Raw genomic sequence first — 26,430 nt, forward strand, 5'->3', positions numbered from 1 at the left:
CGGGGGGGGGGGGGGCGGCCGCCCTGCTCCACGCCCGGGCCCGGGCGCGGGGGGGCCTCCCCGCGCCGGTTTGGGCGCCCGTTCCCGCGCCCGCCGCGCCCGCCGCGCCATCCGCCGCGCCCGTCGGCGCCGCGCTTGCCGCGCCGTCCGCTGCCGCGCCGCCCGCCGCGCCCGCCGAGCCGGCCGAACAGACCGTGCGCATATCCACCGCCAAGCTCACCGCGCTGCTGCTGCAGGCGGAAGAGCTGCTGGCCTTCAAGCACAGCGCCGAACACCAGGCCGACGACCTGCACGGGCTGCACACCGAACTGGGCGCCTGGCGCAAGAGCTGGGAACGCACGGTCGCCGGCGCGCGCGCCGCCGTGCGCGCCGGCGAACGCCGCCAGGGATCCGGCGGCCAGCAGGCGCCGGCCATCGAGCGCCTGCTGGAATCGGTCGAACGCGACGCGCTGCTGGCCAAGACGCTCAGCGACCGCTGCGCGCAGATCGAGCGCAACGCGTGGCAGGAGCGGCGCGCGCTGGCCGGCATGGTCGACAACCTGCTGGCCGACATGAAGCAGACGCTGATGCTGCCGTTTTCCACGCTGCTGGAAATGGCGCCGCGCCTGGTGCGCGACCTGGCCCACGACAGCGGCAAGCAGGTCGGGCTGAGCATGGACGGTGGCGCCGTCGAGATCGACCGCCGCATCCTCGAGCAGATGCGCGATCCGCTGCTGCACCTGATCCGCAACGCCATCGACCACGGCATCGAGCCGCCGGCCGAGCGGCTGCGCCGCAACAAACCGGAACGCGCGCGGCTGGCGATCGCCGTGGTGCCGCGCGACGGCGACAAGGTCGAGCTGCTGGTCAGCGACGACGGCCGTGGCATCGACGCCCACCAGGTGCGCGAGCGCGCCGTCCGCGAAGGCGTGCTGACGGCCGAAGCCGGCGCGGCGCTGAGCGAGGCGCAGATGCTGGCGCTGGTGTTCGAGTCCGGCGTGTCCACCAGCGCCATGCTGACCGACCTGTCGGGGCGCGGCCTGGGCCTGGCGATCGTGCGCGAGAAGGCGGAAAAACTGGGCGGCAGCGTGACGGCCGAACATGCGCCCGGCGGCGGCGCGCGCTTCCGCATCGTGCTGCCGGCCACGCTGGCGACCTTCCGCGGCCTGCTGGTGGCGGCGGCCGGGCGCCAGTTCGTGCTGCCTTCGCGTAACGTCGAGCGGGTCTTCCGCGTGCTGCCCGAGTCGGTGCGCAGCGCCGCCGGCCAGGCCACCATCGTGCTGGAGAACGAGGTGCTGGCGCTGGCGCCGCTGGCGCGCGCGCTGGGCCTGGCGTCGCCGTCGGCGCCGGCGATGCCGCCCTCCGGCTATCTGACGGTGGCGCTGCTGGCCAGCGGCAGCCGCCGCATCGCGCTGGCGGTGGACGCCGTGCTGGGCGAGCAGGAAGTGCTGGTCAAGGGACTCGGGCCGCAACTGCGGCGGGTGGTCAACATCGCCGGCGCCACAGTGCTCGGGGCCGGCCAGCTGGTGCCCATCCTGCACGTGGCCGACCTGATGAAATCGGCGCTGGCGGCGGGCGCCGCGCCGATGCCGGAGGCGCCGGCGACGGCGCCGGGCCGTTCGCTGCTGGTGGTCGAGGATTCGATCACCTCGCGCGCGCTGCTCAAGAACATGCTGGAGGTGGGCGGCTACCAGGTGGCGGTGGCGGTCGACGGCGTCGACGCCCTGGGCGCGCTGCGTCGCGGCGCCTTCGACCTGGTGGTGTCGGACGTCGAGATGCCGCGCATGGACGGCTTCGACCTGACCGCCAAGATACGCGCCGACCGCCAGCTGGCCGCGCTGCCGGTGGTGCTGGTGACGACCTTGGAATCGCGCGAGCACCGCGAGCGCGGCATGGAAGCCGGCGCCAGCGCCTACATCGCCAAGCAAAGCCTGGAGCAGAGCACCCTGCTCGACACCGTGCGCAGGTTGCTGCGATGAGCGCCGCCGCCATGATACGGGTGCTGGTGGTCGACGATTCGCCGGTGGCGCGCGAGCTGCTGGTGTATCTGCTCAACTCCGATCCGCAACTGCAGGTGATCGGCGTGGTGGCCGACGGCGAGCAGGCGATCGAGGCGGCGCAGCGGCTGCGGCCCGACGTCATCACGATGGATATCCACCTGCCGAGAATGGACGGCTACGCCGCCACCCGGGCCATCATGGAGAGCGTGCCGACCCGCATCGTCATGGTCAGCGCCAGCCCGGCCACGCAGGCGGTGGCGGCCAGCTTCCACGCGCTGGAGGCCGGCGCGCTGGCGGTGCTGGCCAAGCCGCCCGGCCCCGGCCATCCGGAGCACGCGGCCTGCACCGACGAACTGCTGCGCACCATCAAGGTGATGGCCGAGGTGGGCGTGGTCAAGCGCTGGAAAAAGACCGCGGCCGCCGCTTCGGCCTACCCGCTGCATCCGCCGCCTGTGCCGCAGCCGCCGCGGCGCGACCTGCGGCTGCTGGCGATCGGCGCGTCGACCGGCGGCCCGCTGGTGCTGCAAACCATCCTGGCGCGGCTGCAGCAGCCGTTCGGCGCGCCGGTGCTGATCGTCCAGCATATTTCGGCCGGTTTCGTGGCCGGGCTGGTCGAATGGCTGGGCCGCAGCTGCGACTTCGACGTGCGCATCGCCGTCCACGGCGAGCTGGCGCAGGCCGGGCGGGTCTACCTGGCGCCGGACGGCGCCCACATGACGGCGCAGGCCGACGGCCGCATCGCGCTCACCGGCGTGCCGCCCGAGCATGGCGTGCGGCCGGCCGTGTCCTGCCTGTTCCGCTCGGTGGCGGCGCAGTACGGATCGCACGCGGCCGGCGTGCTGCTGACCGGCATGGGACGCGACGGCGCCCAGGAACTCAAGGACATGCGCGACGCCGGCGCGCTGACCATCGCCCAGGACCGGGACAGCTCCATCGTCTACGGCATGCCGGGCGAGGCCGTCAAGCTGGGGGCGGCCCAGCACGTGCTGGCGCCGGAAGCCATCGCCACCTTATTGAACATGTTGAAAGCGGGAGCGCCATCATCGCCATGACCACCATGCCAGCGCCATCGGACGCCGAGATCCTGATCGTTGAAGACAGCCGAACCCAGGCCGAACACCTGCGCCATCTGCTCGAGCAGCACGGCTACCGCGTGCGCCTGGCCGGCAACGGCCGACGGGCGCTGGAGGCGATCGGCGACAGCCAGCCGGCGCTGGTGCTGTCGGACATCGTGATGCCGGAAATGGACGGCTACCAGCTGTGCCGCGAGGTCAAGGCGCGGCCGGAATGGCGCGCGATCCCGGTGGTGCTGATCACTTCGCTGTTCGATCCGGAGGACATCGTGCGCGGCCTGGAGTGCGGCGCCGACAACTTCATCCGCAAGCCGTATGCGACGGCCTACCTGATGAGCCGCATCGAGCAGGTGCTGGCCAACCGGCGCCTGCGCCAGCAGGCCGACGCCAGCGACGCCGGCAAGGGTATCGTGCTGTACCTGAACGGGCGCGAGCACCTGATCAATTCGGAGCGCCAGCAAATCCTCGACCTGCTGGTGGCGACCTACGAGCAGGCGGTGCTGGTCAACAGCGAGCTGCAGGCGCGCGAGCAGCAGGTCAGCGACTTGAACAAGCAGCTGCGCCGCCATGCCGCCGACCTGGAGAACTCCAACCGCGAGATCGCCCGCCAGAACGCCAAGCTGGAGGCGTCGAACCGCGAGATCGCCCGCCAGAACGACGAGCTGGGCGAGGCCAACCGCATGAAGTCGGCCTTCCTGGCCAATATGTCGCACGAGCTGCGCACGCCGCTGAACGCGATCAACGGCTTTTCCGAGGTGCTGCGCAGCGGCATGGCGGGCAAGCTGACGCCGCAGCAGGAAGAGTTCGCCGGCAACATCCTGGCCAGCGGCAAGCATTTGCTGGCGGTGATCAACGACGTGCTCGACCTGTCGAAGATCGAGGCCGGCATGATGACCTTGAACCTGGAGCCGGTCGGCGTGGCCACGCTGCTGGGCGACAGCCTGATGGTGGTGCGCGAACGCGCGCAGCAGCACGGCATCGCGCTGGTGCTCGAGGCCAGCGACGACGCGCCGCTGCCGGCCGACCGCCGCAAGCTGACCCAGGTGATCTTCAACCTGCTGTCGAACGCCGTCAAGTTCACGCCCGACGGCGGCCGCGTGACGCTGAGTGCGACGCGGGTGGGGCCGGAGCGGCCGGCCGCCATGACGCTGGTCGACGGCGGCGCCGCGCTGCGGCCCGACGCCGTCTACATGGAGGTCGTCGTCGGCGACAGCGGTATCGGCATCGCGGCCGACGATCTGCCGCGGCTGTTCCGCCAGTTCGTCCAGCTCGACAGCCGGCTGTCGCGCAAGTACGAGGGCACGGGGCTGGGGCTGGTGCTGGTGCGGCAACTGGTCGAGCTGCACGGCGGCGCGCTGGCGGTGCGCAGCACGCCCGGCGTGGGCTCGGAATTCATGTTCTGGCTGCCGTGCGGAACGGCGGGGTGAACGAGATGGCAAAAATCCTCATCGTCGAAGACAATCCGTCCAATATGTTGCTGGCGGCCTTCCTGCTGGAGCGCGAGGGCCACGAGGTGCTGCAGGCCACGGACGCCGACGGCGCGCTCAGCCTGGCGCGCAGCGAGCTGCCGGCGCTGATCCTGATGGATGTGCAGCTGCCCGGCATGGACGGGCTGGAGGCGACCGCCGTGCTGAAGGCGGACGGCCGGACCAGCGCGATCAAGGTGCTGGCGTTCACCAGCTTCGCGATGGCCGGCGACGCGGAGCGCATCCGCGCCGCCGGCTGCGACGGCTATATCAGCAAGCCGATCGGCGTCGAGCAGTTCGCCGCCGAGATCGCGGGTGCGCTGGCCTGAGGCGGCCGGATCAGATCGCCCAGCCGCCGGCGTAGAACAAGGCTAGCGCGGCGGCGATCGACACCGTGCCGACGTTGAGCTTGCGCCATTCGCCGGCCACCAGGCGGCCGACCACCAGCGTGCAGAAGCCGAGCATGATGCCGGTGACGATATTGCAGGTGAGCAGGATGAACACGGCGCAGACCAGGCCGGACAGGGCATCGATCTTGTCGTCCATCTTCATGTGGGCGACGCTGCCCAGCATCAGCAGGCCGACGTACATCAGCGCCGGCGCGGTCGCATACGACGGCACCAGGCCGGCCAGCGGCGAGAAGAAGATCAGGCCGAGGAACAGCACGCCGACCACCACCGCGGTCAGGCCGGTGCGGGCGCCGGCGGCGGTGCCGACGGTCGATTCGATGTAGGCGGCGGCGGGCGCGCCGCCCACCAGCGCGGAGAAGATGGAGCTGAGCGAGTCGGCCGTCAGCGCCTTGCCGCCGTTGTGGATATAGCCCCTGGCGTCGACCTGGCCGGCCTGGCCGGCGACCGCGCGGATGGTGCCGGTGGCGTCGAACACGGCGGTCATCACCAAGGCCAGCACGCTCGGCAGCACGGTCATGCTCAGCGCGCCGCGGATGTCCATCGCGCCGATCAGCGAGGCGTGGCCGGGGGCGCTCAGCTTGGGCATGGCGAAGAAGCCGGTGAAGTGCACGGCTGGGTCGAAGGCCAGGCCGAGGGCGGAGATGGCGATGACCACCAGCAGGATGCCGCCGGGCACCTTGCGCTGATCGAGGCCGAAGATGGCGGCCAGGCCCAGCATGCTCATGACGACCGGGAAGGCGGTCACATGGCCCAGCGCCACCGGCAGGCCGGCGCCGGCGTTCTTGACCACCAGGCCGACGTCGCTGGAGGCGATCATCAGCAGGAACAGGCCGATGCCCACGCCGGTGCCATGCGCCACGCCCGACGGCAGGTTCTGCAGGATCCACGAGCGCACGCCGGTGACCGAGATCGCCGTGAACACCAGGCCCATCAGGAACACCGCGCCCAGCGCCACGGCCGGCGACAGGCCCTTGCCCAGCACCAGGCCGAAGGCGGTGAAGGCGGTCAGCGAGATGGCGCAGCCGACGGCGATCGGCAGCCGGGCCCACAGGCCCATCAGCAGCGAGCCGACGGCGGCGGTCAGGCAGACGGCGACGAACACGGCGCTGACGTCGAAGCCGGCCTGGCCCAGCATGCCGGGCACGACGAACACGGAATACACCATGGCGAGGAAGGTGGTGATGCCGGCCACGATCTCGCGCCGCTGCGTGCTGCCGCGTTCGGAGATCTGGAAATACTGGTCGATTTTGCCCGGAGGGACGACGATGGCTGGCTCCGCCGGCGCGGGGCGGAGTTGTGGCTGGGGCTGGGACATGATGGTGCTGCTCCTGTTGTTGTCCGCCTGGCCGGCCGTGGCGGCCGTACCGGGCAGTGTCTCGTTATGGGTATTGCCAGGAGAGCTTAGGGGAAAGCTTGTCTGCGATGCACGGGAGTTAATCGATACCTACCATAACTGAAAACGTATTGCGTTTATCCAGGGCGGGGAATCCCCTATGAGGCGGGCGGCAAAGCGGAGGGCCGCCACATCGCGCGGCGTGGCGCGCTGTGGCGGCATACGGACAGGTTTATTCCAGGTTCTGCACCTGCTCGCGCATCTGCTCGATCAGCAGCTTCAGCTCCATCGAGGCGTCGGCCAGTTCCTTGACCGAGGCCTTGGCGCCCAGCGTGTTGGCTTCGCGGTTGAGTTCCTGCATCATGAAGTCCAGCCGTTTGCCGACCTGTCCGCCTTTTTTCAGGATGTGGCGGGTCTCGGTCAGGTGCGCCGACAGCCGGCCCAGTTCCTCGGCCACGTCGATGCGGATGCCGTACAGGATCACTTCCTGGCGGATGCGCTCGAGCGCGTCCTGGCGCGACAGCGCCGAATTGGAGCCCTGGCAGGCCAGGCCCAGCGCGTCCTGCATGCGTTCGACGGCTTTCTGCTGGAACGCCGCCACCACCTGCGGGATCAGCGGCGTGATGCGCTTGACGATCACTTCCATCGCCTCGATGCGCGAGGTCAGCATCGCTTCCAGCGCCGCGCCTTCGCGCTGGCGACTGAGGACGAAGGCCTCGACCGTCCTGGCGGTCAGCGCGGCCACGTCGGCCTGCAGCGATTCCTGGCCGATCTGGGCTTCCTCGATGACGCCCGGCCAGCGCAACAGCTCGGCCACCGACATCGTCTGCACGCCGGGGAAGTGGGTGCCGACTTCGGCTTGCAATCGTTGCAATTCCGTCAACAACGGCAGGTTCAGCGCCTGGGTGCCGGCGGTGGCCGCCTTGCGGCCAAAGCTGAGGCGCAGCTCGACCTTGCCGCGGGTGATCGCCGCCATGACCGCGGAGCGCAAATCGGGTTCAAGCGCTCGCAAATCGTCGTTTATTCGAAACTGAAGGTCTAAAAACCGAGAGTTGACGCTCTTGATTTCGATAGTCAGTGTTCCCGCCGCACTTTCACTGGTGGCGACCGCGTAGCCCGTCATACTGGAAATGCTCAATGGATATCCCCGATTTAATCTTTACAAAACAGTGATTTATCCACACAATCCGGTTGTTGAGGCGAGGAATCTATGGCTGCACAAAACAACGCCCCGTTACCAGATGGTCTGGAAATTGCTGGATATCGCATTGTAAAGAAAATTGCGTCCGGTGGGTTCAGTATTGTTTACCTGGCGTATGACGCCGACGGGGTGGCGGTGGCGATCAAGGAGTATTTACCCAGTTCTTTGGCCCTGCGCCAGGAGGGGGAACTGGTGCCGACCGTGTCCAAGGCCAACCTGCCCGTGTTCCGCATCGGCCTCAAGTGCTTTTTCGAGGAGGGCCGGGCGCTGGCCCGCATCGCCCACCCGAACGTGGTCAGCGTGCTCAACTTCTTCCGCGCCCACGAGACGGTGTACATGGTGATGGCCTACGAGTCGGGCCATTCGCTGCAGGAGCACATCCAGCGCCAGCGCGCCAAGGGCAGCAAGGTGGGCGAGGCCTTCATCCGCACCATCTTCCTGCAGGCGATCAAGGGCCTGCGCGAGGTGCACGCCAACAAGCTGCTGCACCTGGACCTGAAGCCGGCCAACATCTACCTGCGCACCGACGGCACGCCGATGCTGCTGGACTTCGGCGCGGCGCGCCAGACCGTCAACAACGACATGCCGACGCTGACGCCGATGTACACTCCCGGCTTCGCGCCGCCCGAGCTGTATGCCAAGACCGGCGGCCTGGGGCCGTGGTCGGACGTATACAGCCTCGGCGCCTCGATGTTCGCCTGCATGGTTGGCTCGCCGCCGCAGCCGGCCGACCAGCGCAAGACCGAGGACAAGATGGCCGGCCACTTCCAGAAGCTGGAGGGGCAGTACACGCCGGAGCTGGTCAAGCTGGTACGCTGGTGCCTGGAAATCGACCCGCTGGAACGTCCGCAAAGCCTGTTCGCGCTGCAGAAGGTGCTGCAGGCGCCGGTGGCCGTGGCGGCCGCGCCGGCGCCGGCGGCCCCGCAGGGCATGATGGACAAGCTGGGGGAGGGCCTGCGCGGCCTGGTCGGCCGCCTGGGCGGCGCCGCCAAACCGAAGTCCAAGGCCAAGGCCGGCCCGGACACGCTGCTTTAACGCGGTTTAAAAAACAAGAAGGTTGAACCATGCAATTCTCCGTGTATCAGGAAAGCCACATCGGCGGCCGCAAGGTCAACCAGGACCGCATGGGCTACAGCTTTACCCGCGACGCGCTGCTGCTGGTGCTGGCCGACGGCATGGGCGGCCACCTGCGCGGCGAAATCGCCGCCACCGTCGCGCTGCAGACCATCTCGTCGCTGTTCCAGCAGCAGGCCACGCCGTACGTGAAGAAGCCGCAGCGCTTCCTCGAGGAAGCCTTCCTGGCGGCGCATCAGGAGATCCACCAGTACCGCATCCTGCACAACCTGCCGGAGACGCCACGCACCACCATCGTCGCCTGCCTGATCCAGCACAACACGGCGACCTGGGCGCACTGCGGCGATTCGCGGCTGTACTGGATGCGCAACGGCGAGATCCTGGCGCGCACGCGCGACCACTCGCACATCGAAAGCCTGATCGCCAAGGGGCTGGCGCTGCCGTCCGAGCGGGCCACCCATCCGGACCGCAATAAGCTCTACAACTGCCTGGGCGCCGACAGCCTGCCCAAGGTGGAAACGGCCAGCGCCGGCGGCATGCTGCCGGGCGACCTGATGCTGTTGTGCTCCGACGGCTTGTGGTCTATGCTGCCGGACGACGACATGGTGCGCCGCATGCAGACGCAAACCGTGGTGCGCGCCGTGCCGGACCTGCTGCAGGCGGCGCTGTCCGCGGCCGGCAGCGGCAGCGACAACGTCACCGCGCTGGCGATCATGTGGCAGGGCAGCTCGATCATCGACGGCATGGGCGCCAGCACGATGGCGGCGGCCGAGCTGTCGACCGTGATCTCGACCGAGGCGTTGCCGCAGGACCTGCACAGCACCACCATCCACAGCGCGCCGGTGCCCGGGCAGGCCGGCGCGGAACCGGAAGTCGACGCCTTCGATGAAGATGAAATCGAGAAGGCCATCGCGGAGATCCGCGGTGCGATCGAAAAATCCTCCCAAATACTTAAATAAGGAATACAGCATGAGTTTTGAATCACGTCCCAGCGGCCGCGCCGTCGATGCGCTGCGCACCCTGCGTCTGACCCGCGACTACACCAAGCACGCCGAAGGCTCGGTGCTGATCGAGTGCGGCGACACCAAGGTGATCTGCACCGCCAGCATCGAAGAAAAAGTGCCCGGCTTCCTGAAGGGCAAAGGCCAGGGCTGGATGACGGCCGAATACGGCATGCTGCCGCGCTCGACCCACACCCGCATGGACCGCGAGGCGGCGCGCGGCAAGCAGTCCGGCCGCACCCAGGAGATCCAGCGCCTGATCGGCCGTTCGCTGCGCGCGGCGTTCGACCTGGAGGCGTTCGGCGAGCGCACCCTGCACCTCGACTGCGACGTGATCCAGGCCGACGGCGGCACCCGCACCGCGTCGATCACCGGCGCCATGGTGGCGGCCTACGACGCGTTCTCCAAGCTGGTGGCGCGCGGCGCCGTGCCGGCGATTCCGCTCAAGCATTTCGTCGCGGCGATCTCGGTCGGCGTGTACCAGGGCATGCCGGTGCTGGACCTGGACTATGTCGAGGATTCCGGCTGCGACACGGACATGAACGTGGTGATGAACGACGCCGGCCACTTCATCGAAGTGCAGGGCACGGCAGAAGGCGCCGCCTTCGACCGCGCCGGCATGAACCGCCTGCTCGACCTGGCGCAGGGCGGCATCGCCGACCTGATCAAGCTGCAGAAGCGGGCGCTGGGCCTGGCCGCCTGAGCGGGCAGACCGCAGAAATTCCATCCGATACCGTCACGGTTGTACAATGGCCGGATGAAAAAATGGATGTCGCTCCTGCTGGTGCTCATCGCGTTTTCGATGTGGCCGGCATACGCCAAAGACCTGAACGTCGTCTTCATTCCGAAGGCGCGCGACCAGGACTTCTGGACCTTCATGCGGCAGGGCGTGGACCGGGCGGTGCAGGAAGACGGGCACGTCAACCTGACCTGGCGCGGCCCGGCCCACAACGACGACATCGATTCGCAGATCCAGATCCTGCGCATCTATTCCAAGCCGGAGGTTGACGCCATCATCATCGCCTCGACCGACCGCGCGCGCCTGGTCGAGCCGGTCAAACAGGCGGCGGCCCAGGGGATCAAGATCGTGGTGGTGGACTCCGCGCTGGATGGCAACGCCCACGTCAACTTCGTCACCACCGACAATTACGCAGCCGGCGCGCTGGCGGCGGAACGCATATCCAACTTGTTGGGCCGGCAGGGCACGGTGGCGGTCCTGCGCACCATCGCCGGCAGCGGCTCGACCGACGACCGCGCCAATGGCTTCATCGACTATCTGAAAAAGAACGCGCCGCACCTGGCCGTCGTCGCCGACGTGTATGGCGGCGGCACGCGCGGCAAGGCCGCCCGCAGCGCGGCCGCGCTGCTGGAGATGTATCCCGAGGTCGACGGCATCTTCGCCGTCAACGAATCCGCCAGCGACGGCATGCTGCGCGCGCTGCGGCAAGCCGGCCTCGCCGGTAAAAAGAAATTTATCGGTTTCGACACCACCGAGTTCCTGCTGGACGGCTTGAAGCGGCAGGAAATCCACGGCCTGGTGGTGCAGGATCCGCGCCAGATGGGCTATCAGGCGATGAGGGCCGCGGTGGCCGCCGCGAAGGGCGCGGCCATCAAGCCAGCGCTGATCCTGACGGACGCGGTCATGGTCACACAGGAGAACTACCAGAAACCCGAGATCCGTTCGCTGCTGACTCCGTAGGGGGCGCGCCAAAGGGTTTACAATGTCGGCTTCATTGCCTTACTTGCCCTCCAGCCGACACCATGACCCAACGCCTGATCCTCGCCTCGAACAACGCCGGCAAACTCAAAGAGTTCAACGAACTGCTGTCCACCGTGGGCTTTTCCGTCCACGCGCAGGGCGAGTACGACGTGCCGGAAGCGGACGAGCCGTTCCATACTTTTGTCGAAAATGCACTGCAAAAAGCCCGCCACGCCTCGCGCCTGACCGGGCTGCCGGCGCTGGCGGACGATTCCGGCGTGTGCGTCAACGCCCTGGGCGGCGCCCCCGGCGTGTATTCGGCGCGCTTTGCCGGCGAGCCGAAATCGGATGCCCGCAACAACGAGAAGATGATCGCCGACCTGGCCGCCCACGCCGACAAATCGGCGTACTACTACTGCGTGCTGGTGTTCGTGCGCCACGCCGACGATCCGCAGCCGGTGATCGCCGACGGCCGCTGGAACGGCGAAATGGTCGCCACCCCGCGTGGCAACGGCGGTTTCGGCTACGATCCGCACTTCTACATCCCGGCGCTGGGCAAATGCGCCGCCGAGCTGACGGCCGATGAAAAGAACGCGCTGTCGCACCGCGGCCAGGCCCTGCGCGCACTGGTAGAGAAGCTGAAATGATACCGATCAAAATCGCCGGCGCCGCCAGCAAGGCCGCCGCTCCCGCCAGGGACATCAGCGAGGCGGCCGGCGTGGCCGCCAAGTACCTGCAGGCCGGCGCGCTGAACCTGCAGGCGCTGCCGCCGCTGTCGCTGTACATCCACTTCCCGTGGTGCGTGAAGAAGTGCCCCTACTGCGATTTCAATTCGCACGAGGCGAAGGAAGGCGGGGCCTTCCCCGAGCAGGAATACCTGGACGCGCTGCGCACCGACCTGGAGATGGCGCTGCCGCTGATCTGGGGCCGCAAGATCTACACCATCTTCATCGGCGGCGGCACGCCCAGCCTGATGTCGGCGGCGGGGCTGGACCGTTTGCTGTCCGACGTGCGCACCCTGCTGCCGCTCGACAGCGACTGCGAGATCACGATGGAGGCCAATCCCGGCACCTTCGAGGCGGAGAAGTTCAAGTCCTACCGCGCCAGCGGCATCAACCGCCTGTCGATCGGCATCCAGAGCTTCAACGGGCGCCACCTGAAGGCGCTGGGCCGCATCCACGACGACAACGAAGCCAAACGCGCGGTGGACATCGCGCTGGCCAACTTCGACAACTTCAACCTTGACCTGATGTACGCGCTGCCGTCGCAAACGCTGGACGAGGCGCGCCACGACGTCGAGACGGCGATGGCCTTCAATCCGCCGCACCTGTCGCTGTACCATCTGACGATGGAGCCGAATACGCTGTTCGCCAAGTACCCGCCGGCGCTGCCGGACGACGACGCCAGCGCCGACATGCAGGACCTGATCGCCGAGCTGACCGCCGCCCACGGCTACCAGCAGTACGAAGTGTCGGCCTATGCGAAGGAAGGCCACCGCGCGCGCCACAACCTGAACTACTGGGAATTCGGCGACTATCTCGGCATCGGCGCCGGCGCCCATTCCAAGCTGTCGTTCCCGCACCGCATCCTGCGCCAGGCGCGCTACAAGCAGCCCAAGGCCTATATGGAGCAGGTGCGGCTGGGCGCGCCGGTGCAGGAGGAATACGAGATCAAGCGTGAGGACATGGGCTTCGAGTTCATGCTCAACACGCTGCGCCTGCACGGCGGCTTCGATCCCAACCTGTTCAGCGAGCGCACCGGCATGAGCCTGAACGCGATCGAGAAAACCCTCAACGAGGCCGAGGCCAAGGGCCTGCTCTACCGCGACTACAAGCTGATCAAGCCGACGGTGCTGGGTCAGCGCTTCCTCAACGATTTGCAGCAGATGTTCCTAGGCTGAGGCCACTATGCCCTTATTCGGTTTGATTTCGTCCTGTTTCGAGCCGCAAAACGGCATGACCTCGGCCGACATGGTGGCCAGCCAGCAGGTGGCCAACGAACTGGACGAGGTGATCATCTTCCGCTCGACGGGACCGTGGTCGCGGCGCTGGCTGGAGCAGGGATATCCCAGCAAGAATTTCCACGTCAAGGGCAAGAGTTCGGACTGGGGGCCGCAGGCCGGCTTCGTGCCGTACGACGGCACCTACAGCAAGGTCGGCCACGACCAGGCCAAGGCGCAGAAGGGCACGCGCGCCAACCAGAAGGGCATCAACGACGGCTTCACCACGGCCAGGGTCCTGGAGCTGACCTTCGACCAACTGACCCGGCAGCTGCTGAGCCCCGAGGAAATGCCGCCGCGCACGGCTTTGCAGTTCATGGAGGCCATTCCCGGCACCAGGGACTATTCGCTGCTGGCGACGCGTCCGGGCGACGGCCACCTGTTCGAGTTCCGCGCCTGCTGGCGCCGCGCCGGCCCGACCGCTGGCATGGCCGTTTATGCGATCCATGTGTACACCATCGCCACCGACTTCAGCCCGCGCGGCATGGCGTCGCGCCTGCTGCTGCCGCTGGAGGTGATGTGTTCGTCCGAGGCGGGCGCCAACAACATGCCGATGACCGGCGACTACGACCTGATGGCGGTGTGCCCGCGCTGGAGCGACTACGGCGGCCGCAGCACGGCGCAGATTGAAAAACCGGGCCTGGTCATGAACGGCATGGCGCAGCCGCGCGCCGGCCAGATCTTCCGCGCCGGCGTCAACCTGGACCAGGTGCGGGACATGGAGAGCAACACCGGCCGCGTCCGTCCCACCGGATGGCAGCCGCCGCCGCGCTTCGGCCAGGGCGAGCATTCGGACATGGGCAACGTCACGCCCCGCATCACGCGCTGCATCAACCTGCTGAACTCGCGCATGCTGAACGGGAACGGCGCCTTCCGCCGGGTGCACCACAACGCCGAATCGCACCGCCATGTGGCCTTCGGCGCGCTGACCATGGCGGACATGGAAAACGGCAGCGACGGTTTTCCCTTGACGGTATTCCAGCCCGACGCCGCCGGCGCGCGCCATCCGGCGATCGCCCGCTACGGGCCGATCTCGACCTTGCTCGACATGCGCGAGTTCCGGGTTTACGCGGGCCTGCTGCAGGACGCCGGCTACTTCCTGCCCCGCAACGCGGCCTGGGGCATGTCGATTCGCGACGCGATGCGGCCGGTTTAGAATTCTTCCCAGTCCTTGTCGCCGCCAACGGTGGCGGGCTTGCTGGCGGCCAGCCGCTGCGGAGCGGGCGCGCGCGCGGCCACGGCGGGCCGCACCGCAGCCGCCGGGCGTGGCGGCGCCAGCGCAGCCTTGGCGCGCGCGGCCGGCGCGGCCAGCGTCGGCTGGCGGCCCTCGTTGCCCAGCTTGAACGACGACGCCACTTCGGCCAGCCGCGCCGCCTGGTCCTGCATGCTGGCGGCGGCCGCGGCCGCTTCCTCGACCAGCGCCGCGTTCTGCTGCGTCACCTGATCCATCTGCGTGATGGCGGTGTTGACCTGGTCGATGCCGATGCTTTGCTCGCTGCTGGCCGAGGTGATCTCGCCCATGATGTCGGTGACGCGGCGCACGCTGGCCACCACGTCGTCCATGGTGGCGCCGGCCTGCTGCACCAGCTTGGCGCCGACGTCGATCTGGCCGACCGAGTTGCCGATCAATTCCTTGATTTCCTTGGCCGCGCCGGCCGAGCGCTGCGCCAGGTTGCGCACCTCGGAGGCCACCACAGCGAAGCCGCGTCCCTGTTCGCCGGCGCGTGCCGCCTCGACCGCCGCGTTGAGCGCGAGGATGTTGGTCTGGAAGGCGATGCCGTCGATGACGCCGATGATGTCGACGATCTTGCGCGACGAATCGTTGATCGAGCCCATGGTCTCGACCACCTGGCCGACGATGGCGCCGCCTTTTTCCGCCACGTCGGACGCCGCCTGCGCCAGCTGGTTGGCCTGTCTGGCGTTTTCCGCGTTCTGGCGCACAGTCGAGGTCAGCTGCTCCATCGACGACGCGGTTTCCTCCAGCGAGCTGGCCTGCTCCTCGGTGCGTTGCGACAGGTCCATATTGCCGGCGGCGATTTCGTTGGAGGCGGTGGCGATGGTGTTGGTGCCGACCTGCACCTGGCTGACCACATGGTGCAGCGAATCGTTCATGCCCTTGAGCGCGGTCATCAGGTCGCCGATCTCGCAGTGGCTTTTCTCGTCGCTGAAATGGGTGGTCAGGTCGCCGGCGGCCACGGTCGAGGCGATGTCGATGGCCGAATGCAGCGGCACGGTGATCGAGCGCGAGATGATCCATGCGGCCAGCGTACCGAAGGCCAGCATCAACACCGTCAGCACCAGCTGCAGCATGTTGCTGCGGTCATTGGCGGCGTCGATCGCGTGGGCGGTGTCGTCGATGGCCTTGCGCTGGTAGGTCAGCAGTTCCTTGACCTTGTTCTGGTAGGCGTCGGCGGCCGGCGTGAAAGCTTCTTTGAACAGTTTTTCCGCCTCGGCTGCGTTGCCCGCCTTCTTGGCGTTCATGATGTCGGTCTTGGCTTTCTGGTAAGTGTTGCGGAATGCGACCGAGGCCTCGAAGGTGGCCTTCTCCTCGTCGGTGCTTAGCAGTTCCTTGATCTGGCCCAGCACCTCGCCGCCGCGCTTGCTGCTGGCGGCGATGACGTCGGCAAAGGTGGTCGACAGCGTGTCGTCGGTGCTGCGGGCGATCAGCGCGGTGCGGGCGACGGCCGAATAGATCAGCACATACCAGTCCGACACCAGGCGCTCCTTGGCCAGCGGTTTTTCCATCATGTTCCGGGTGGCGGCGGCGTTGGCGCGGGCGTTGACCAGCGCCACCGAGGTGGCGAAGACGGCGAGCAGCAGGACGATGGCGAAACCCACGGCGAGGCGGGTGCCGATGCGCATATGCGACAGAAAGTTCATGATGTTTACTCCGGGAACGGGCACCGGGCGGCGCCGCTGGCTGGGCTTTAGTATGCGCCCATCCGGCCGGAGTGTTTATGCACTAGCTTATGTTAGCGCATGTTCGTTGCTTTTTCGAAACAGTCAAAAACTGCGCGTTTGCGCCAGGTCGGGCCGCTCGCACCAGCGGGCGAAGGCTTCGGCCAGGCGTTCGCTTTCGGCGATGGCGCGGGTCCAGTCGCGGTTGCGGCCGGCGTGGTCCTGGCCGTAGGCCTTGAAGTCCTTGCGGTCGGGCAGTTTGCCGTTGGCCAGGCGGGCGACGAAGTCAGGCGACGGCGACACCAGGATCATGTTGTCGAGCGCTGGATTGCCGGCGCCGCCCCTGGCGCGGCGCCACGGCATGGACTTGTCCAGCCAGCCGGGCACGATGTAGTCGTTGAAGTGCGGGTACAGCACCAGGCCGGGATCGCGCTGGTAGGGCAGGTGCAGGTGGTAGTCGATCAGGCCGCCGTCCCAGTAGGCGCCGTCGGGCGCGCCGGCGATGCCCGACACCGCCTCCAGCACCAGCGGGATCGAGCCCGAGGCCAGCAGCGCGTCGCGCAGGTTGGCCTCGGACAGGCCGACGAAGTGGGCGGTGAAGGCGTCGAATTCGTTGCGCAGCCAGTTTGCGTCGTCGCCAGCGTGGTGGAAGATCACGCGCTGCATGGACGTGGCGAGGCGCCGGCGCGACACGGCGTTGCCGGCGGCGGCGCGCAGGAAGCCGGCCATCTCGCGCCAGCGCGCGCCGTTGGTACTGCCCAGCGGACCGATGCCGCGCATGGTCAGCACCGAGACGTGGTGGTGCGGATGATTGAGCGGTTCGGCGGCGCGGCCGTCGAGCAGTTCGTCGAGCAGCGCGCGGCAGGTCTGGCTGACGTAGGCCGGCGTGACCTTGGCCGGATAGCGCTGGCCGGCGTACAGGCGCGCCAGCCGCTGGTGGGCGGCGACCGGATCGTCGAACGCCGAGGCGGCCATGCGCCAGGCGCCGATCGACGCGCCGACCAGCTTGCGCGGACGCGGCGCGGCCTTGAGCCAGTGGCCGAACATCCAGCAATCGAGGCCATGCAGGATCAGGCCCTTGGGACCGCCGGCGGCGGCCGGCACGATGGCGATATCGGACGCCAGCACACCCTCGGCGGCGATACGCTGGCGGGCGCGGGCGCCCAGACGAATGGTGATCGGATTAGTCATAGTCAAATCCGGGGTCAGATCCGACATTTGGACACGAGCCCTGCCGTAGCGACCGCTACGGCAGGGCTCGTGTCCAAATGTCGGATCTGACCCCCGTTATTTCAGGCCGCCGCCGAGGGCGCGGTAGAGGTCGATCGCGCTGGTGGTGCGCAGCAGGCGCGCCTGCACCAGCGATTGCTGGGCGCTGAACAGTTCGCGCTGCGCGTCCAGCACGTCGAGCGAGCTGGCGACGCCGTTGTCGAAGCGCAGTTGCAGCAGCTTCAGGCGGTCGGCCTGGGCGTCCTGCACGGCGCGCTGCGCGGCCACCTGTTCGCCCAGGTAGTCGCGCGCGGCCAGCGCGTCGGCCACTTCGCGGAACGCGGTCTGGATGGTCTTCTCGTAGTCGGTCACGGCCAGGTTCTTGCGCACTTCGCTCAGCGTCAGGTTGGCGCGGTTGCGGCCGGCGTCGAAGATCGGCAACGTCAGCTGCGGCGCGAACGACCAGCTGCCCGAGCCGCCGTCAAACAGCCCGCCCAGCGACGGGCTGCTGCTGCCCAGCGCGGCCGTCAGGCTGATGCGCGGGAAGAAGGCTGCGCGCGCGGCGCCGATGTTGGCGTTGGCCGATTTCAGCCGCTGCTCGGCGGCGCGGATGTCGGGACGGCGCGTCAGCAGGTCAGACGGCAGCCCGGTCGGCACGGCGCTCAGCAGGTCGATCTGCTGGTCGCTCGGCATGGCGCCGGCGGCGGCACCGGCCACCGCCTGCGACGATGGCTGGCCGACCAGCAAGGTCAGCGCGTTGTCCGCCTGCGCGCGCTGGCGCGCCAAGGTCAGCGCGGCGGCGCGCGCGGTTTCCATCAGCGTTTCGTTGGAGCGCAGGTCCAGCCGCGACGAGGCGCCCACTTCGGCGCGCTGCTGCGTCAGCTTGTAGGTGCGCGCGCGCGCCTCATAGGTCTGCTGCGCCAGTGCGTACTGCTCGGCGTAGGCGCGCTCGGTGTAGTAGGCCTGCGCCACCTGCGCCACCAGGGCGATCTGCGCAGCCTGGCGCGCCTCGTCGGTGGCCAGGTAGGCCGCAAGCGCGGCGTCGTTCAGGCTTTTCACGCGGCCGAAGAAATCCAGCTCGAAGGCGGATATCGCCAGGCCTGCGTCGTAGCGCTTGCCGATCGTGGTCTGGCCCGTCGGCGACAGGAAGGCCGGTGTCTTGGCCTTGGTCACGGCCGCGTTGGCGTTCAGGTTGGGCAGGCGGTCGGCCGACTGGATGTCGTACTGCGCGCGCGCTTCCTCGATGCGCAGGGCGGCCGTGCGCAGGTCGCGGTTGTTGTCCAGCGCGGCGGCGATCAGCTGCTGCAGGCGCGGATCGCTGAAGTATTCGCGCCAGCCGGTAGCGACGGCGTCTTTCTGGCCGGGGCCGGCCTGCACGCTGGCGAAGCCGGTCTTGGCGCTCGCGCCGGCGGTATCGGCCGGGAAGGCGGCGGCCACCGGCGCCGCCGGGCGCTGGTAGGTCGGCGCCATCGAGCAGGCCGACAGCAGTGCCGCCGCCAGCACGGTCAGGGGCAGGGCAAACTTAGTCATAGGTTTCATGGTTCTTATCGTTCATTTCATGTGCGGCCAGTTTGCGCTGGCGTTCGCTGCCCTTGAAGATCTTGCGGACCACGACGAAGAAGACCGGCACCAGGAACACCGCCAGCACGGTGGCGGTGATCATGCCGCCCATCACGCCGGTGCCGATGGCGCGCTGGCTGGCCGAACCGGCGCCGGTGGCGACCACCAGCGGCAGCACGCCGAGGATGAAGGCCAGCGAGGTCATGATGATCGGACGGAAGCGCAGGTGCACCGCTTCCAAGGTCGATTCGATCAGGCCCTTGCCCTGCGCCTGCAGGTCCTTGGCGAACTCGATGATCAGGATCGCGTTCTTGGCCGACAGGCCGATGATGGCGATCAGGCCGACCTTGAAGTAGACGTCGTTCGGCAGACCGCGCATGGTGGCGCCGAGCAGCGCGCCGAGCACGCCCAGCGGCACCACCAGCAGCACGGCCACCGGGATCGATTCGCTCTCGTACAGCGCGGCCAGCACCAGGAAGGCGGCCAGCAGCGACAGCGCGAACAGCATCGGCGCCTGCGAGCCGGAAGTCTTCTCTTCCAGCGACTGGCCGGTCCATTCGATGCCGAAGCCTGGCGGCAGCTGCTGCGCCAGGTGTTCCAGTTCGTCCATCGCCTCGCCGGTCGAGCGGCCGGGGGCGGCGTCGCCGGTGATCTTGATGGCCGGATAGCCGTTGTAGCGCACCAGCTGCACCGGACCCTGGATCCAGTGCGAGGTGGCGAACGAGGAGAACGGCACCATGGTGCCATTGCTGCTGCGCGCGTTGAGCTTCATGATGTCTTCCGGCTGCAGGCGGCGCGGCGCGTCGGCCTGCACGATGACGCGCTGCTGGCGCCCGCTGCTGGCGAAGTCGTTCACATACGAGGAACCGAGCGCGATCGACAGCATGCTGTTGACGTCGGCGAAGGTCACGCCCAGCGCGTTGGCTTTTTCACGGTCGATGTCGACCTGCAGCTGCGGCGAGTCTTCCAGTCCTTCGGGGCGCACGCCCTTCAGGATGGCGCTCTTGGCGGCCAGGCCGAGCAGCTGGTTGCGGGCGGCGATCAGCGCGTCGTGGCCCAGCGCGCTGCGGTCCTGCAGACGCGCCGTGATGCCGGTGGCGTTACCCAGTTCGCGGATGGGCGGAGGGCTGAGCGGGAACACCACCGCGTCGCGAATGACCGACAGGTCCTTGAAGGCGCGCTGCGCGATGGCCTGCGCGGAGTCCTCCGGACCCCGTTCCTTCCAGTCCTTCAGCGGCACGAACACCAGGCCGGCGTTCTGGCCGTTGCCCGAGAACGAGAAGCCCGCCACGGCGATGGTGCGCGCCACCGCAGGCTGTTTGCGGAAGTAGGCATCGACCTCGGTCAGCACGGCCTGCGTGCGGCTGGTCGAGGCGCCGGCCGGCAGCTGGATGTTGGAGATCAGATAGCCCTGGTCTTCGTTCGGCAGGAACGACGACGGCAGGCGCGCGTACAGCCAGCCCACCACGCCGCACAGCACGGCGAAGATCACCAGATAGCGGCCGGTGCGCTTGAGCATCTTGGCGATCACGCCCTGGTAGCCGGTGGCGGTGACGGAGAAGCCGCGGTTGAACCAGCCGAAGAAGCCTTTCTTCTCGTGGTGATGGCCCGCTTCCACCGGTTTCAAGATGGTGGCGCACAGCGCCGGCGTCAAGGTCAGCGCCATCAGGGCCGAGAACAGCATCGCCGACACCATCGCCAGCGAGAACTGGCGGTAGATCGCGCCGACGGCGCCGCCGAAGAAGGCCATCGGGATGAACACGGCGATCAGCACCAGCGTGATGCCGATGATGGCGCCGGTGATCTGCGACATCGCCTTGCGGGTCGCGTCGCGCGGCGACAGGCCTTCCTCGCTCATGATGCGCTCGACGTTTTCCACCACGACGATGGCGTCATCGACCAGGATGCCGATCGCCAGCACCATGCCGAACATGGTCAGCACGTTGATCGAGAAGCCGAAGATCTGCATCGCGGCGAAGGTGCCCATCAGCGCCACCGGCACCACGATGGTCGGGATCAGCGTGTAGCGGAAGTTTTGCAGGAACAGGTACATCACCAGGAACACCAGCACCACCGCTTCCAGCAGCGTCTTGACCACTTCCTCGATCGAGATCTTGACGAACAGCGAGGTGTCGTAAGGGATGGTGTACTTCACGCCGGGCGGGAAGTACTTGGCCAGTTGGTCCATGCGCTCGCGCACCGCGGTGGCGGTCTGCAGCGCATTGCCGGTCAGCGACAGCTGCACGGCGATGGCCGCGAACGGCGCGCCGTTCAGGCGCGCGTTGATGTTCAGGTTGGCGCCGCCCATTTCAATGCGAGCCACGTCGCTCAGGCGCACCAGCGAGCCGTTGGGGTTGGAGCGCAGCACGACCTGGCCGAACTCGGTGGTCGACGACAGCTGGCCGGTCACCACGATAGGCGCGGAGAAGGTCTGCTGCGCAGGGCTGGGCAAGTCGCCCAGCGTGCCGGAGGTGACCTGCGCGTTCTGCGCCTTGATGGCGGCGGTGACGTCGGCCATGGTCATCTTCAGGCCGACCAGCTTGGCCGGATCGACCCAGATGCGCATCGCGCGCTCGGTGCCGAACAACTGCGCCTGGCCCACGCCGGGAATGCGCTTGATCTCGTTGACCACGTTGCGCGCCATGTAGTCGCCCAGGCCGTAGGGATCGAGGCGGCCGTCGGTCGAGGTCAGGCCGACGAACATCAGGATGTTCGAGCGCGCCTTGTTGACCTGCACGCCCTGCTGCGTGACGGCGGCGGGCAGGCGCGATTCGACCCGCTTGATGCGGTTCTGCACGTCCACGGCGGCCAGGTCCGGATTGGTCCCCGGCACGAAGGTCACGGTGATGGTGACGGCGCCGGTGGCTTCGCTTTGCGACTCCACGTACTGCAGGCCGTCGGCGCCGTTCATTTCCTGCTCGATGACGCTGGTGACGGCGTCGTCCAGCACCTGGGCGGTGGAGCCCGGGTAGTTGGCGGTGATGACGATCGACGGCGGGGCGATGGTCGGATACTGGGCCACCGGCAGGATGGTGATCGCCAGCGCTCCGCCCAGCAGGATGAATAGCGCGATCACCCACGCAAACACGGGGCGATCGATGAAGAACTTTGCCATCTGGGCTCCCGGTTATTTGGCTGCGGCCGGAGCGGCGGCAGCGGGTGCTGCGGCGGCAGCGGTGGCAGACGGCGCCTTCCACGGCTGCGGATTGACCGTCGCACCCGGCTTGGCCTTCTGGAAGCCTTCGACGATGATGCGTTCGCCGCCCTTGAGGCCGGAGCTGACGATCCAGTTCTGGCCTTCGTTGGCGGTGGCGACCACCGGCTGCGCGAGCACCTTGTTGTCGGCGCCGACGATCCACACCGACGAGCCTTCCGGGCTGCGCACCACGGCCTGCTGCGGCACGGTGATGGCGGCGCTGTCCACGCCTTGTTCCAGCCGCGCGCGCACGTACATGCCCGGCAGCAGGGTGCGGTTAGGATTGGGGAATTCGGCGCGCATGGACACCGCGCCCGAGCTTTCGTCCACCGACACGTCGGAGAACAGCAGCTTGCCCGATTGCGGATAAACCTGGCCGTCCTCGGTCACCAGCGTGACCTTGGCCTGGTCTTTACCAGCGCGTTGCAGCTTGCCGCCGGCCATGGCCTTTTGCAGTTTCAGCAGCTCGGTCGACGATTGCGTGATCGTGACGTAGATCGGATCGAGCGTCTGCACGGTGGCCATCGGCGTCGCTTCGCCCTGGCCGACCAGCGCGCCCTCGGTCACCAGCGCGCGGCTGATGCGGCCGGAGATCGGCGAGGTCACGGTGGCATAGCCCAGGGTCAGGCCGGCGTTGGTGCGCGCGGCTTTCGAGGTGGCCAGGTCGGCCGCAGCCTGCTTCTGCGCGGTGACGGCGTCGTCGTATTCCTGCTGGCTGACGGCTTGCGCGGCCAGCAGCGGCTTGTAGCGCTTGACCTTCAGCTCGGCCTGCGCCAGGTTGGCCTCGGCCTTGGCGACGGCGGCCTGGCTGCTGTCGTAGGATGCCTGGAACTGGGCCGGATCGATGCGGAACAGCACTTCGCCGGCCTTGACGTCGCCGCCTTCCTTGAACACGCGCTGCAGCACGATGCCGGCGGTACGCGCGCGCACCTGCGCCACGCGCGAGGCTTCGGTGCGGCCCGGCAGTTCGCTGGTGAGGGTGACGGCGGCGGGGGCGACGGTGACGACGGATACGGCGGCCGGGGGCGGGGCGGATGGCGCGGCGGCCTTGTCGCCGCAGGCGCTCAGCAAGGTTAAGGCGGCAGCTGCGACGGCAGTGTAACGAGGGACTGATCTCATGGATGGATCTCGTAAAAGGTTTGTTGTGTTGAACGTGCGCCGCTCGGGTCTGGTTATATGCCGAGCGAGGTCGCAACATTGTAATGCATGCAGGAATGTAACGTTTTGTGGGCTGCAAAAACAAAAGGCGGGATCCCGGCCGCCGCCGGAATCCCGCCCCGATGGCCCGCGGCCGCCTTAGCGCATGCCGGAGATGATTTGTTTCAGCTTGCCCGAGTCGGCGCAGAAGGCGCGGATGCCTTCGGCCAACTTTTCCGAGGCCATCTGGTCTTCGTTGAGCTGGAAGCGGAAGGTTTTCTCGTCCTGGGTCAGCTTGATGATGCCGGCCGCCGGCGGCGCGTCGGCGCTGAGCTTGCGCTCGACGGGGCCGTCGGTGTCGGCCAGCTTTTGCAGCAGGTCCGGGCTGATGGTCAGCAGGTCGCAGCCGGCCAGTTCCAGGATCTGGCCGGTGTTGCGGAAGCTGGCGCCCATCACCTCGGTTTTATAGCCGAACTTGCGGTAGTAGTTGTAGATGCGCTTGACCGACTGCACGCCCGGATCTTCGGCGCCGACGTAGTCGATGCCGGTCGATTTCTTGTACCAGTCGTAGATGCGGCCGACGAACGGCGAGATCAGCTGGGCGCCCGCTTCGGCGCAGGCGATCGCCTGGCCCAGCGAGAACAGCAAGGTCATGTTGCAGCGGATGCCTTCCTTTTCCAGGATCTCGGCGGCGCGGATGCCTTCCCAGGTGGCGGCCATCTTGATCAGCACGCGCTCGCGCTCGATGCCGGCTTTTTCGTACAGCGCGATCAGTTCGCGGCCCTTGGCCACCGAGCCTTCGACGTCGAACGACAGGCGGGCGTCGATCTCGGTCGACACGCGGCCCGGGATGATGCGCAGGATCTGCTTGCCGAAGGCGATCAGCAGGTGGTCGATGGTGTCGGCGATCGAGTTGTCGAGGTTGTCGCGCACGGCCTTTTCCAGCAGCGGCTTGTATTCGTCCTTCTGCACGGCCTTCAGGATCAGCGACGGGTTGGTGGTGGCGTCGCGCGGGGTGTAGGCCTGGATGGACTGGAAATCGCCGGTGTCGGCGACTACGGTGGTGAATTTCTTGAGCTGTTCGAGCTGGTTCATGTGCACTGCCAATCAGGTGAAGGGAATAAGACTTGTCTTATTGTACTCAAGCGTGAACAATTGTTAAAGAATGCCCGCGCATTCGTCGCCGTATTGCCTTGAAATAAAGCTCAGCTTGCTATTCTGCCATCCTCGGCCCGTTCAGCGCGATGGGCGCCGGGCGATCAGATGGTTGATCTCCGCCAGCAACACCTCGAAGCGTACCGGTTTTTTGAAAAAGGTGTCGTAGGGCAGGTCGGCATCCTTGCGCGGAATGCCGGCGCTGGCCAGGATGAAGGGAATGTCGCGCAGCGCCGGATCGGCGCGCCACGCCCGGCACAGCGCGGCGCCGTCGAGCACCGGCATCATGTAGTCCGACACCACGATGTCCGGCCGCTCGCGGGCGGCGGCGGCCAGCGCCCGCTCGCCGTTGATGGCGGTGCGCACGCGGAAACCGTGATATTCGAACAGCATCGTGTAGGCCGACAGCACGTCGAACTCGTCGTCGACCACCAGGATCAGCTTGCCGTCCGGATTGGTGTCCATGATTGCGGGAGCATCGCTCATATCGTCGCGCTACAGTGCCAGTGTGGGGACGACGGCACCGGACACCGCGCCCTCGATGCTCATGCCCGAGTCGGAAATGAGCAGGATGTGATTGGCGGCGTCGTAACTGTTTTCGCGCAGCTTGAGCACGCCGATCTGGCGGCGGTTGATGCCGTTCACGTCGACATAGCGCAGCAGGATGATGTTCTCGAACAGCATCGAAGCCGACATGTCGCCGTGCAGCTGGCCCTGGCCGAAGTACGGCAGCTCCTGCGTGAAGAAGGTGGTCACGTTGCGGCAGCGCAGTTCGTTGACGAAGGCGGCCAGGAAGGAGCGCGCGCGTCCCTCGTGCAGCACGACTTCGCGCAGGCCGTCGAGGCCGTCGACCAGCAGCCGCGACACCGAGCGCCGCTCGACGTTGCTCAGCACGTCGTGCGCCAGCGCGTCGACCAGCACTTCCAGCGGCGGATGCCAGATCAGCTGCAGCGCGCCGCTGTCGTAATAGGGCTTGAGATCGATGCCGACGTTGGCGGCCTTTTCGATCAGCCGCTGTGGCGATTCGTAAAAGCCGGTGATCAGGCAGTGCTCGCCGCGCCGCAGGCCGTCGTAGATGAAGTGCAGGCCCATCAGCGTCTTGCCGACGCCGGGATTGCCCAGCAGCGCCGTGGTCGAGCCCCGGGCGACGCCGCCATGGGTCAGGTGGTCCCAGCCTTCGATGCCGAAGCCGAGCCGCTGGTGCGACACCGACGGCGTGGCCGCCGACAGGCTGCTGACCGCTTCCAGGCGCGGGTAGATGGCGATGCCATTCTCTCCCACCTCGAACACGTGGCGGCCCAGCAGGTGCTTGCTGCCGCGCAGCTTGAACACCTTGATTTCGCGGATCAGCTGCAGCCCCTGTTCGTACTGGCTCAGTTCGATCAGGCCGTCGACCAGCGTGTTTTCCGAATCGGCGACGTTGCCCTCGGTGGGCGACAGCAGGAAGGTGGTGCATTCCATGGTCGACACCAGCGAATTGAGCGAGAGCATGAACTCGGACAGCGCGACGTCGGACGGCTTGGCGTCGCGCACGGTGCGGAAGCCGTCGATGATCATGATGTCGGGACGCTGCTCGGCCAAGGTGCCGGCGATGGACTTGAGCAGTTCGCGCAGGCCGCCCTTGAGCAGGTCGCTGTAGGCGCCGAGGAAGACGATGCGGTCGCCGACCAGTCTTTCGTCGAAGAAGGAGAAGCTGCTCAGGTGGTTGAGCATCTTGCCGTGGGTTTCGGCGATCAGTGTCAGTATCAAGACCTTCTTGCCCTGCAGCGCGTGCTGGAAACCGATCTGGCAGGCCAGCGTGGTTTTGCCGCTGCCGGCCAGGCCCTGGATCAGATACAGGCTGTGGGCGGGGAAGCCGCCGCCGAGGATGCGGTCGAAACCGTCGACGCCGGTGCGCAGCAGCGGAATGCGCGCTACGGTGCCGGCTGTACTGGAAGTAAAGGTAGTCATGTCCACTCTCACGGAGGCTAAGTGCGGCCGCGAACACCTGATTGTGCAAAATGCAATATTGCGAAGCGGCAAACTAGCCATACTCTAGCG

At 67.4% G+C, this 26,430-nt stretch carries 21 protein-coding genes; 11 read left to right on the plus strand and 10 right to left on the minus strand.

Going from position 1 to position 26,430, the window contains the following annotated elements:
* The 4 genes from ABWW33_RS23420 to ABWW33_RS23435 form a co-directional block, all read left to right on the plus strand.
* On the plus strand, positions 1-1,958 hold a 1,958-nt coding region (locus ABWW33_RS23420), incomplete at its 5' end, for a hybrid sensor histidine kinase/response regulator (protein ID WP_353403956.1).
* Positions 1,955-3,031, plus strand: a complete 1,077-nt coding sequence (gene cheB / locus ABWW33_RS23425; RefSeq protein WP_353403957.1) for a chemotaxis-specific protein-glutamate methyltransferase CheB — start codon at positions 1,955-1,957, stop codon at positions 3,029-3,031. The genes ABWW33_RS23420 and cheB, both read left to right, overlap by 4 nt.
* Positions 3,028-4,479 (plus strand): ATP-binding response regulator, encoded by a 1,452-nt coding sequence (locus ABWW33_RS23430; RefSeq protein ID WP_353403958.1) that lies wholly within the window; start codon positions 3,028-3,030, stop codon positions 4,477-4,479. Before cheB ends, ABWW33_RS23430 begins: the two co-directional genes overlap by 4 nt.
* A gap of 5 nt (positions 4,480-4,484) precedes the next feature.
* Positions 4,485-4,847, plus strand: coding sequence for a response regulator (locus ABWW33_RS23435; RefSeq protein WP_353403959.1), 363 nt, complete (start codon positions 4,485-4,487; stop codon positions 4,845-4,847).
* A 10-nt stretch (positions 4,848-4,857) separates the two neighbouring features.
* Here ABWW33_RS23435 and ABWW33_RS23440 read toward each other — a convergent pair whose 3' ends face one another.
* Positions 4,858-6,246, minus strand: a complete 1,389-nt coding sequence (locus ABWW33_RS23440; RefSeq protein ID WP_444551013.1) for an NCS2 family permease — start codon at positions 6,244-6,246, stop codon at positions 4,858-4,860.
* A gap of 247 nt (positions 6,247-6,493) precedes the next feature.
* The gene (locus ABWW33_RS23445; protein WP_176654487.1) at positions 6,494-7,384 is read right to left on the minus strand and encodes a YicC/YloC family endoribonuclease; all 891 of its coding nucleotides are present in this window, start codon (positions 7,382-7,384) and stop codon (positions 6,494-6,496) included.
* An 87-nt stretch (positions 7,385-7,471) separates the two neighbouring features.
* Between ABWW33_RS23445 and ABWW33_RS23450 the strand changes: the two genes are divergently transcribed.
* The 7 genes from ABWW33_RS23450 to ABWW33_RS23480 all read left to right on the plus strand — a co-directional run bounded on the left by ABWW33_RS23450 (position 7,472) and on the right by ABWW33_RS23480 (position 14,391).
* Positions 7,472-8,497, plus strand: a complete 1,026-nt coding sequence (locus ABWW33_RS23450) for a serine/threonine protein kinase (protein ID WP_176654229.1) — start codon at positions 7,472-7,474, stop codon at positions 8,495-8,497.
* Between the two features lie 29 nt (positions 8,498-8,526).
* A complete protein-coding gene (locus ABWW33_RS23455; RefSeq protein WP_176654230.1) occupies positions 8,527-9,495 on the plus strand; it encodes a PP2C family protein-serine/threonine phosphatase in 969 nt (322 codons plus the stop codon).
* A gap of 10 nt (positions 9,496-9,505) precedes the next feature.
* On the plus strand, positions 9,506-10,240 hold the full coding sequence (gene rph, locus ABWW33_RS23460) for a ribonuclease PH (protein ID WP_353403960.1): 735 nt from the start codon (positions 9,506-9,508) through the stop codon (positions 10,238-10,240).
* Between the two features lie 66 nt (positions 10,241-10,306).
* Positions 10,307-11,236, plus strand: coding sequence for an ABC transporter substrate-binding protein (locus ABWW33_RS23465; RefSeq protein WP_353403961.1), 930 nt, complete (start codon positions 10,307-10,309; stop codon positions 11,234-11,236).
* Positions 11,237-11,298: 62 nt separating this feature from the next.
* The gene (gene rdgB, locus ABWW33_RS23470) at positions 11,299-11,883 is read left to right on the plus strand and encodes an RdgB/HAM1 family non-canonical purine NTP pyrophosphatase (RefSeq protein WP_176654233.1); all 585 of its coding nucleotides are present in this window, start codon (positions 11,299-11,301) and stop codon (positions 11,881-11,883) included.
* Entirely contained in the window at positions 11,880-13,136 is a 1,257-nt protein-coding gene (gene hemW, locus ABWW33_RS23475; protein ID WP_353403962.1) for a radical SAM family heme chaperone HemW, read from the plus strand. The genes rdgB and hemW overlap by 4 nt, the downstream gene beginning before the upstream one ends.
* A gap of 7 nt (positions 13,137-13,143) precedes the next feature.
* Positions 13,144-14,391: an anthrax toxin-like adenylyl cyclase domain-containing protein gene (locus ABWW33_RS23480; protein ID WP_176654235.1), complete on the plus strand. Its 1,248-nt coding sequence runs from the start codon at positions 13,144-13,146 to the stop codon at positions 14,389-14,391.
* Here ABWW33_RS23480 and ABWW33_RS23485 read toward each other — a convergent pair.
* The 8 genes from ABWW33_RS23485 to ABWW33_RS23520 form a co-directional block, all read right to left on the minus strand.
* A complete protein-coding gene (locus tag ABWW33_RS23485; RefSeq protein ID WP_353403963.1) occupies positions 14,388-16,115 on the minus strand; it encodes a methyl-accepting chemotaxis protein in 1,728 nt (575 codons plus the stop codon). The two genes, ABWW33_RS23480 and ABWW33_RS23485, sit on opposite strands and share 4 nt — an antisense overlap.
* Before the next feature lie 123 nt (positions 16,116-16,238).
* Positions 16,239-17,324 carry a patatin-like phospholipase family protein gene (locus ABWW33_RS23490; RefSeq protein WP_353403964.1) on the minus strand — a complete coding sequence of 362 codons (1,086 nt, stop codon included), beginning with the start codon at positions 17,322-17,324 and terminating at the stop codon, positions 16,239-16,241.
* Positions 17,325-17,420: 96 nt separating this feature from the next.
* The gene (locus tag ABWW33_RS23495) at positions 17,421-18,872 is read right to left on the minus strand and encodes an efflux transporter outer membrane subunit (protein WP_353403965.1); all 1,452 of its coding nucleotides are present in this window, start codon (positions 18,870-18,872) and stop codon (positions 17,421-17,423) included.
* A complete protein-coding gene (locus tag ABWW33_RS23500) occupies positions 18,865-22,017 on the minus strand; it encodes an efflux RND transporter permease subunit (protein WP_353403966.1) in 3,153 nt (1,050 codons plus the stop codon). Before ABWW33_RS23500 ends, ABWW33_RS23495 begins: the two co-directional genes overlap by 8 nt.
* A gap of 12 nt (positions 22,018-22,029) precedes the next feature.
* On the minus strand, positions 22,030-23,217 hold the full coding sequence (locus ABWW33_RS23505) for an efflux RND transporter periplasmic adaptor subunit (RefSeq protein WP_176654240.1): 1,188 nt from the start codon (positions 23,215-23,217) through the stop codon (positions 22,030-22,032).
* A gap of 177 nt (positions 23,218-23,394) precedes the next feature.
* The gene (tal, locus tag ABWW33_RS23510) at positions 23,395-24,330 is read right to left on the minus strand and encodes a transaldolase (protein WP_353403967.1); all 936 of its coding nucleotides are present in this window, start codon (positions 24,328-24,330) and stop codon (positions 23,395-23,397) included.
* A gap of 141 nt (positions 24,331-24,471) precedes the next feature.
* Positions 24,472-24,876 (minus strand): response regulator, encoded by a 405-nt coding sequence (locus tag ABWW33_RS23515; RefSeq protein WP_353403968.1) that lies wholly within the window; start codon positions 24,874-24,876, stop codon positions 24,472-24,474.
* Positions 24,877-24,885: 9 nt separating this feature from the next.
* Entirely contained in the window at positions 24,886-26,340 is a 1,455-nt protein-coding gene (locus tag ABWW33_RS23520) for an ATPase domain-containing protein (RefSeq protein ID WP_353403969.1), read from the minus strand.
* Positions 26,341-26,430 lie beyond the last annotated feature (90 nt).

This window comes from Duganella hordei (assembly GCF_040369125.1).
GTDB classification, from domain to species: domain Bacteria; phylum Pseudomonadota; class Gammaproteobacteria; order Burkholderiales; family Burkholderiaceae_D; genus Rugamonas; species Rugamonas hordei.

Excerpts from the sequence above, each read along its gene's own strand:
- cheB (WP_353403957.1), top strand. The coding sequence starts at position 1,955 with ATGAGCGCCGCCGCCATGATACGGGTGCTGGTGGTCGACGATTCGCCG.
- ABWW33_RS23430 (WP_353403958.1), top strand. The coding sequence starts at position 3,028 with ATGACCACCATGCCAGCGCCATCGGACGCCGAGATCCTGATCGTTGAA.
- ABWW33_RS23435 (WP_353403959.1), top strand. The coding sequence starts at position 4,485 with ATGGCAAAAATCCTCATCGTCGAAGACAATCCGTCCAATATGTTGCTG.
- ABWW33_RS23445 (WP_176654487.1), bottom strand. The coding sequence starts at position 7,384 with ATGACGGGCTACGCGGTCGCCACCAGTGAAAGTGCGGCGGGAACACTG.
- ABWW33_RS23450 (WP_176654229.1), top strand. The coding sequence starts at position 7,472 with ATGGCTGCACAAAACAACGCCCCGTTACCAGATGGTCTGGAAATTGCT.
- ABWW33_RS23455 (WP_176654230.1), top strand. The coding sequence starts at position 8,527 with ATGCAATTCTCCGTGTATCAGGAAAGCCACATCGGCGGCCGCAAGGTC.
- rph (WP_353403960.1), top strand. The coding sequence starts at position 9,506 with ATGAGTTTTGAATCACGTCCCAGCGGCCGCGCCGTCGATGCGCTGCGC.
- ABWW33_RS23465 (WP_353403961.1), top strand. The coding sequence starts at position 10,307 with ATGTCGCTCCTGCTGGTGCTCATCGCGTTTTCGATGTGGCCGGCATAC.
- rdgB (WP_176654233.1), top strand. The coding sequence starts at position 11,299 with ATGACCCAACGCCTGATCCTCGCCTCGAACAACGCCGGCAAACTCAAA.
- hemW (WP_353403962.1), top strand. The coding sequence starts at position 11,880 with ATGATACCGATCAAAATCGCCGGCGCCGCCAGCAAGGCCGCCGCTCCC.
- ABWW33_RS23480 (WP_176654235.1), top strand. The coding sequence starts at position 13,144 with ATGCCCTTATTCGGTTTGATTTCGTCCTGTTTCGAGCCGCAAAACGGC.
- ABWW33_RS23485 (WP_353403963.1), bottom strand. The coding sequence starts at position 16,115 with ATGAACTTTCTGTCGCATATGCGCATCGGCACCCGCCTCGCCGTGGGT.
- ABWW33_RS23490 (WP_353403964.1), bottom strand. The coding sequence starts at position 17,324 with ATGACTAATCCGATCACCATTCGTCTGGGCGCCCGCGCCCGCCAGCGT.
- ABWW33_RS23495 (WP_353403965.1), bottom strand. The coding sequence starts at position 18,872 with ATGACTAAGTTTGCCCTGCCCCTGACCGTGCTGGCGGCGGCACTGCTG.
- ABWW33_RS23500 (WP_353403966.1), bottom strand. The coding sequence starts at position 22,017 with ATGGCAAAGTTCTTCATCGATCGCCCCGTGTTTGCGTGGGTGATCGCG.
- ABWW33_RS23505 (WP_176654240.1), bottom strand. The coding sequence starts at position 23,217 with ATGAGATCAGTCCCTCGTTACACTGCCGTCGCAGCTGCCGCCTTAACC.
- tal (WP_353403967.1), bottom strand. The coding sequence starts at position 24,330 with ATGAACCAGCTCGAACAGCTCAAGAAATTCACCACCGTAGTCGCCGAC.
- ABWW33_RS23515 (WP_353403968.1), bottom strand. The coding sequence starts at position 24,876 with ATGAGCGATGCTCCCGCAATCATGGACACCAATCCGGACGGCAAGCTG.
- ABWW33_RS23520 (WP_353403969.1), bottom strand. The coding sequence starts at position 26,340 with ATGACTACCTTTACTTCCAGTACAGCCGGCACCGTAGCGCGCATTCCG.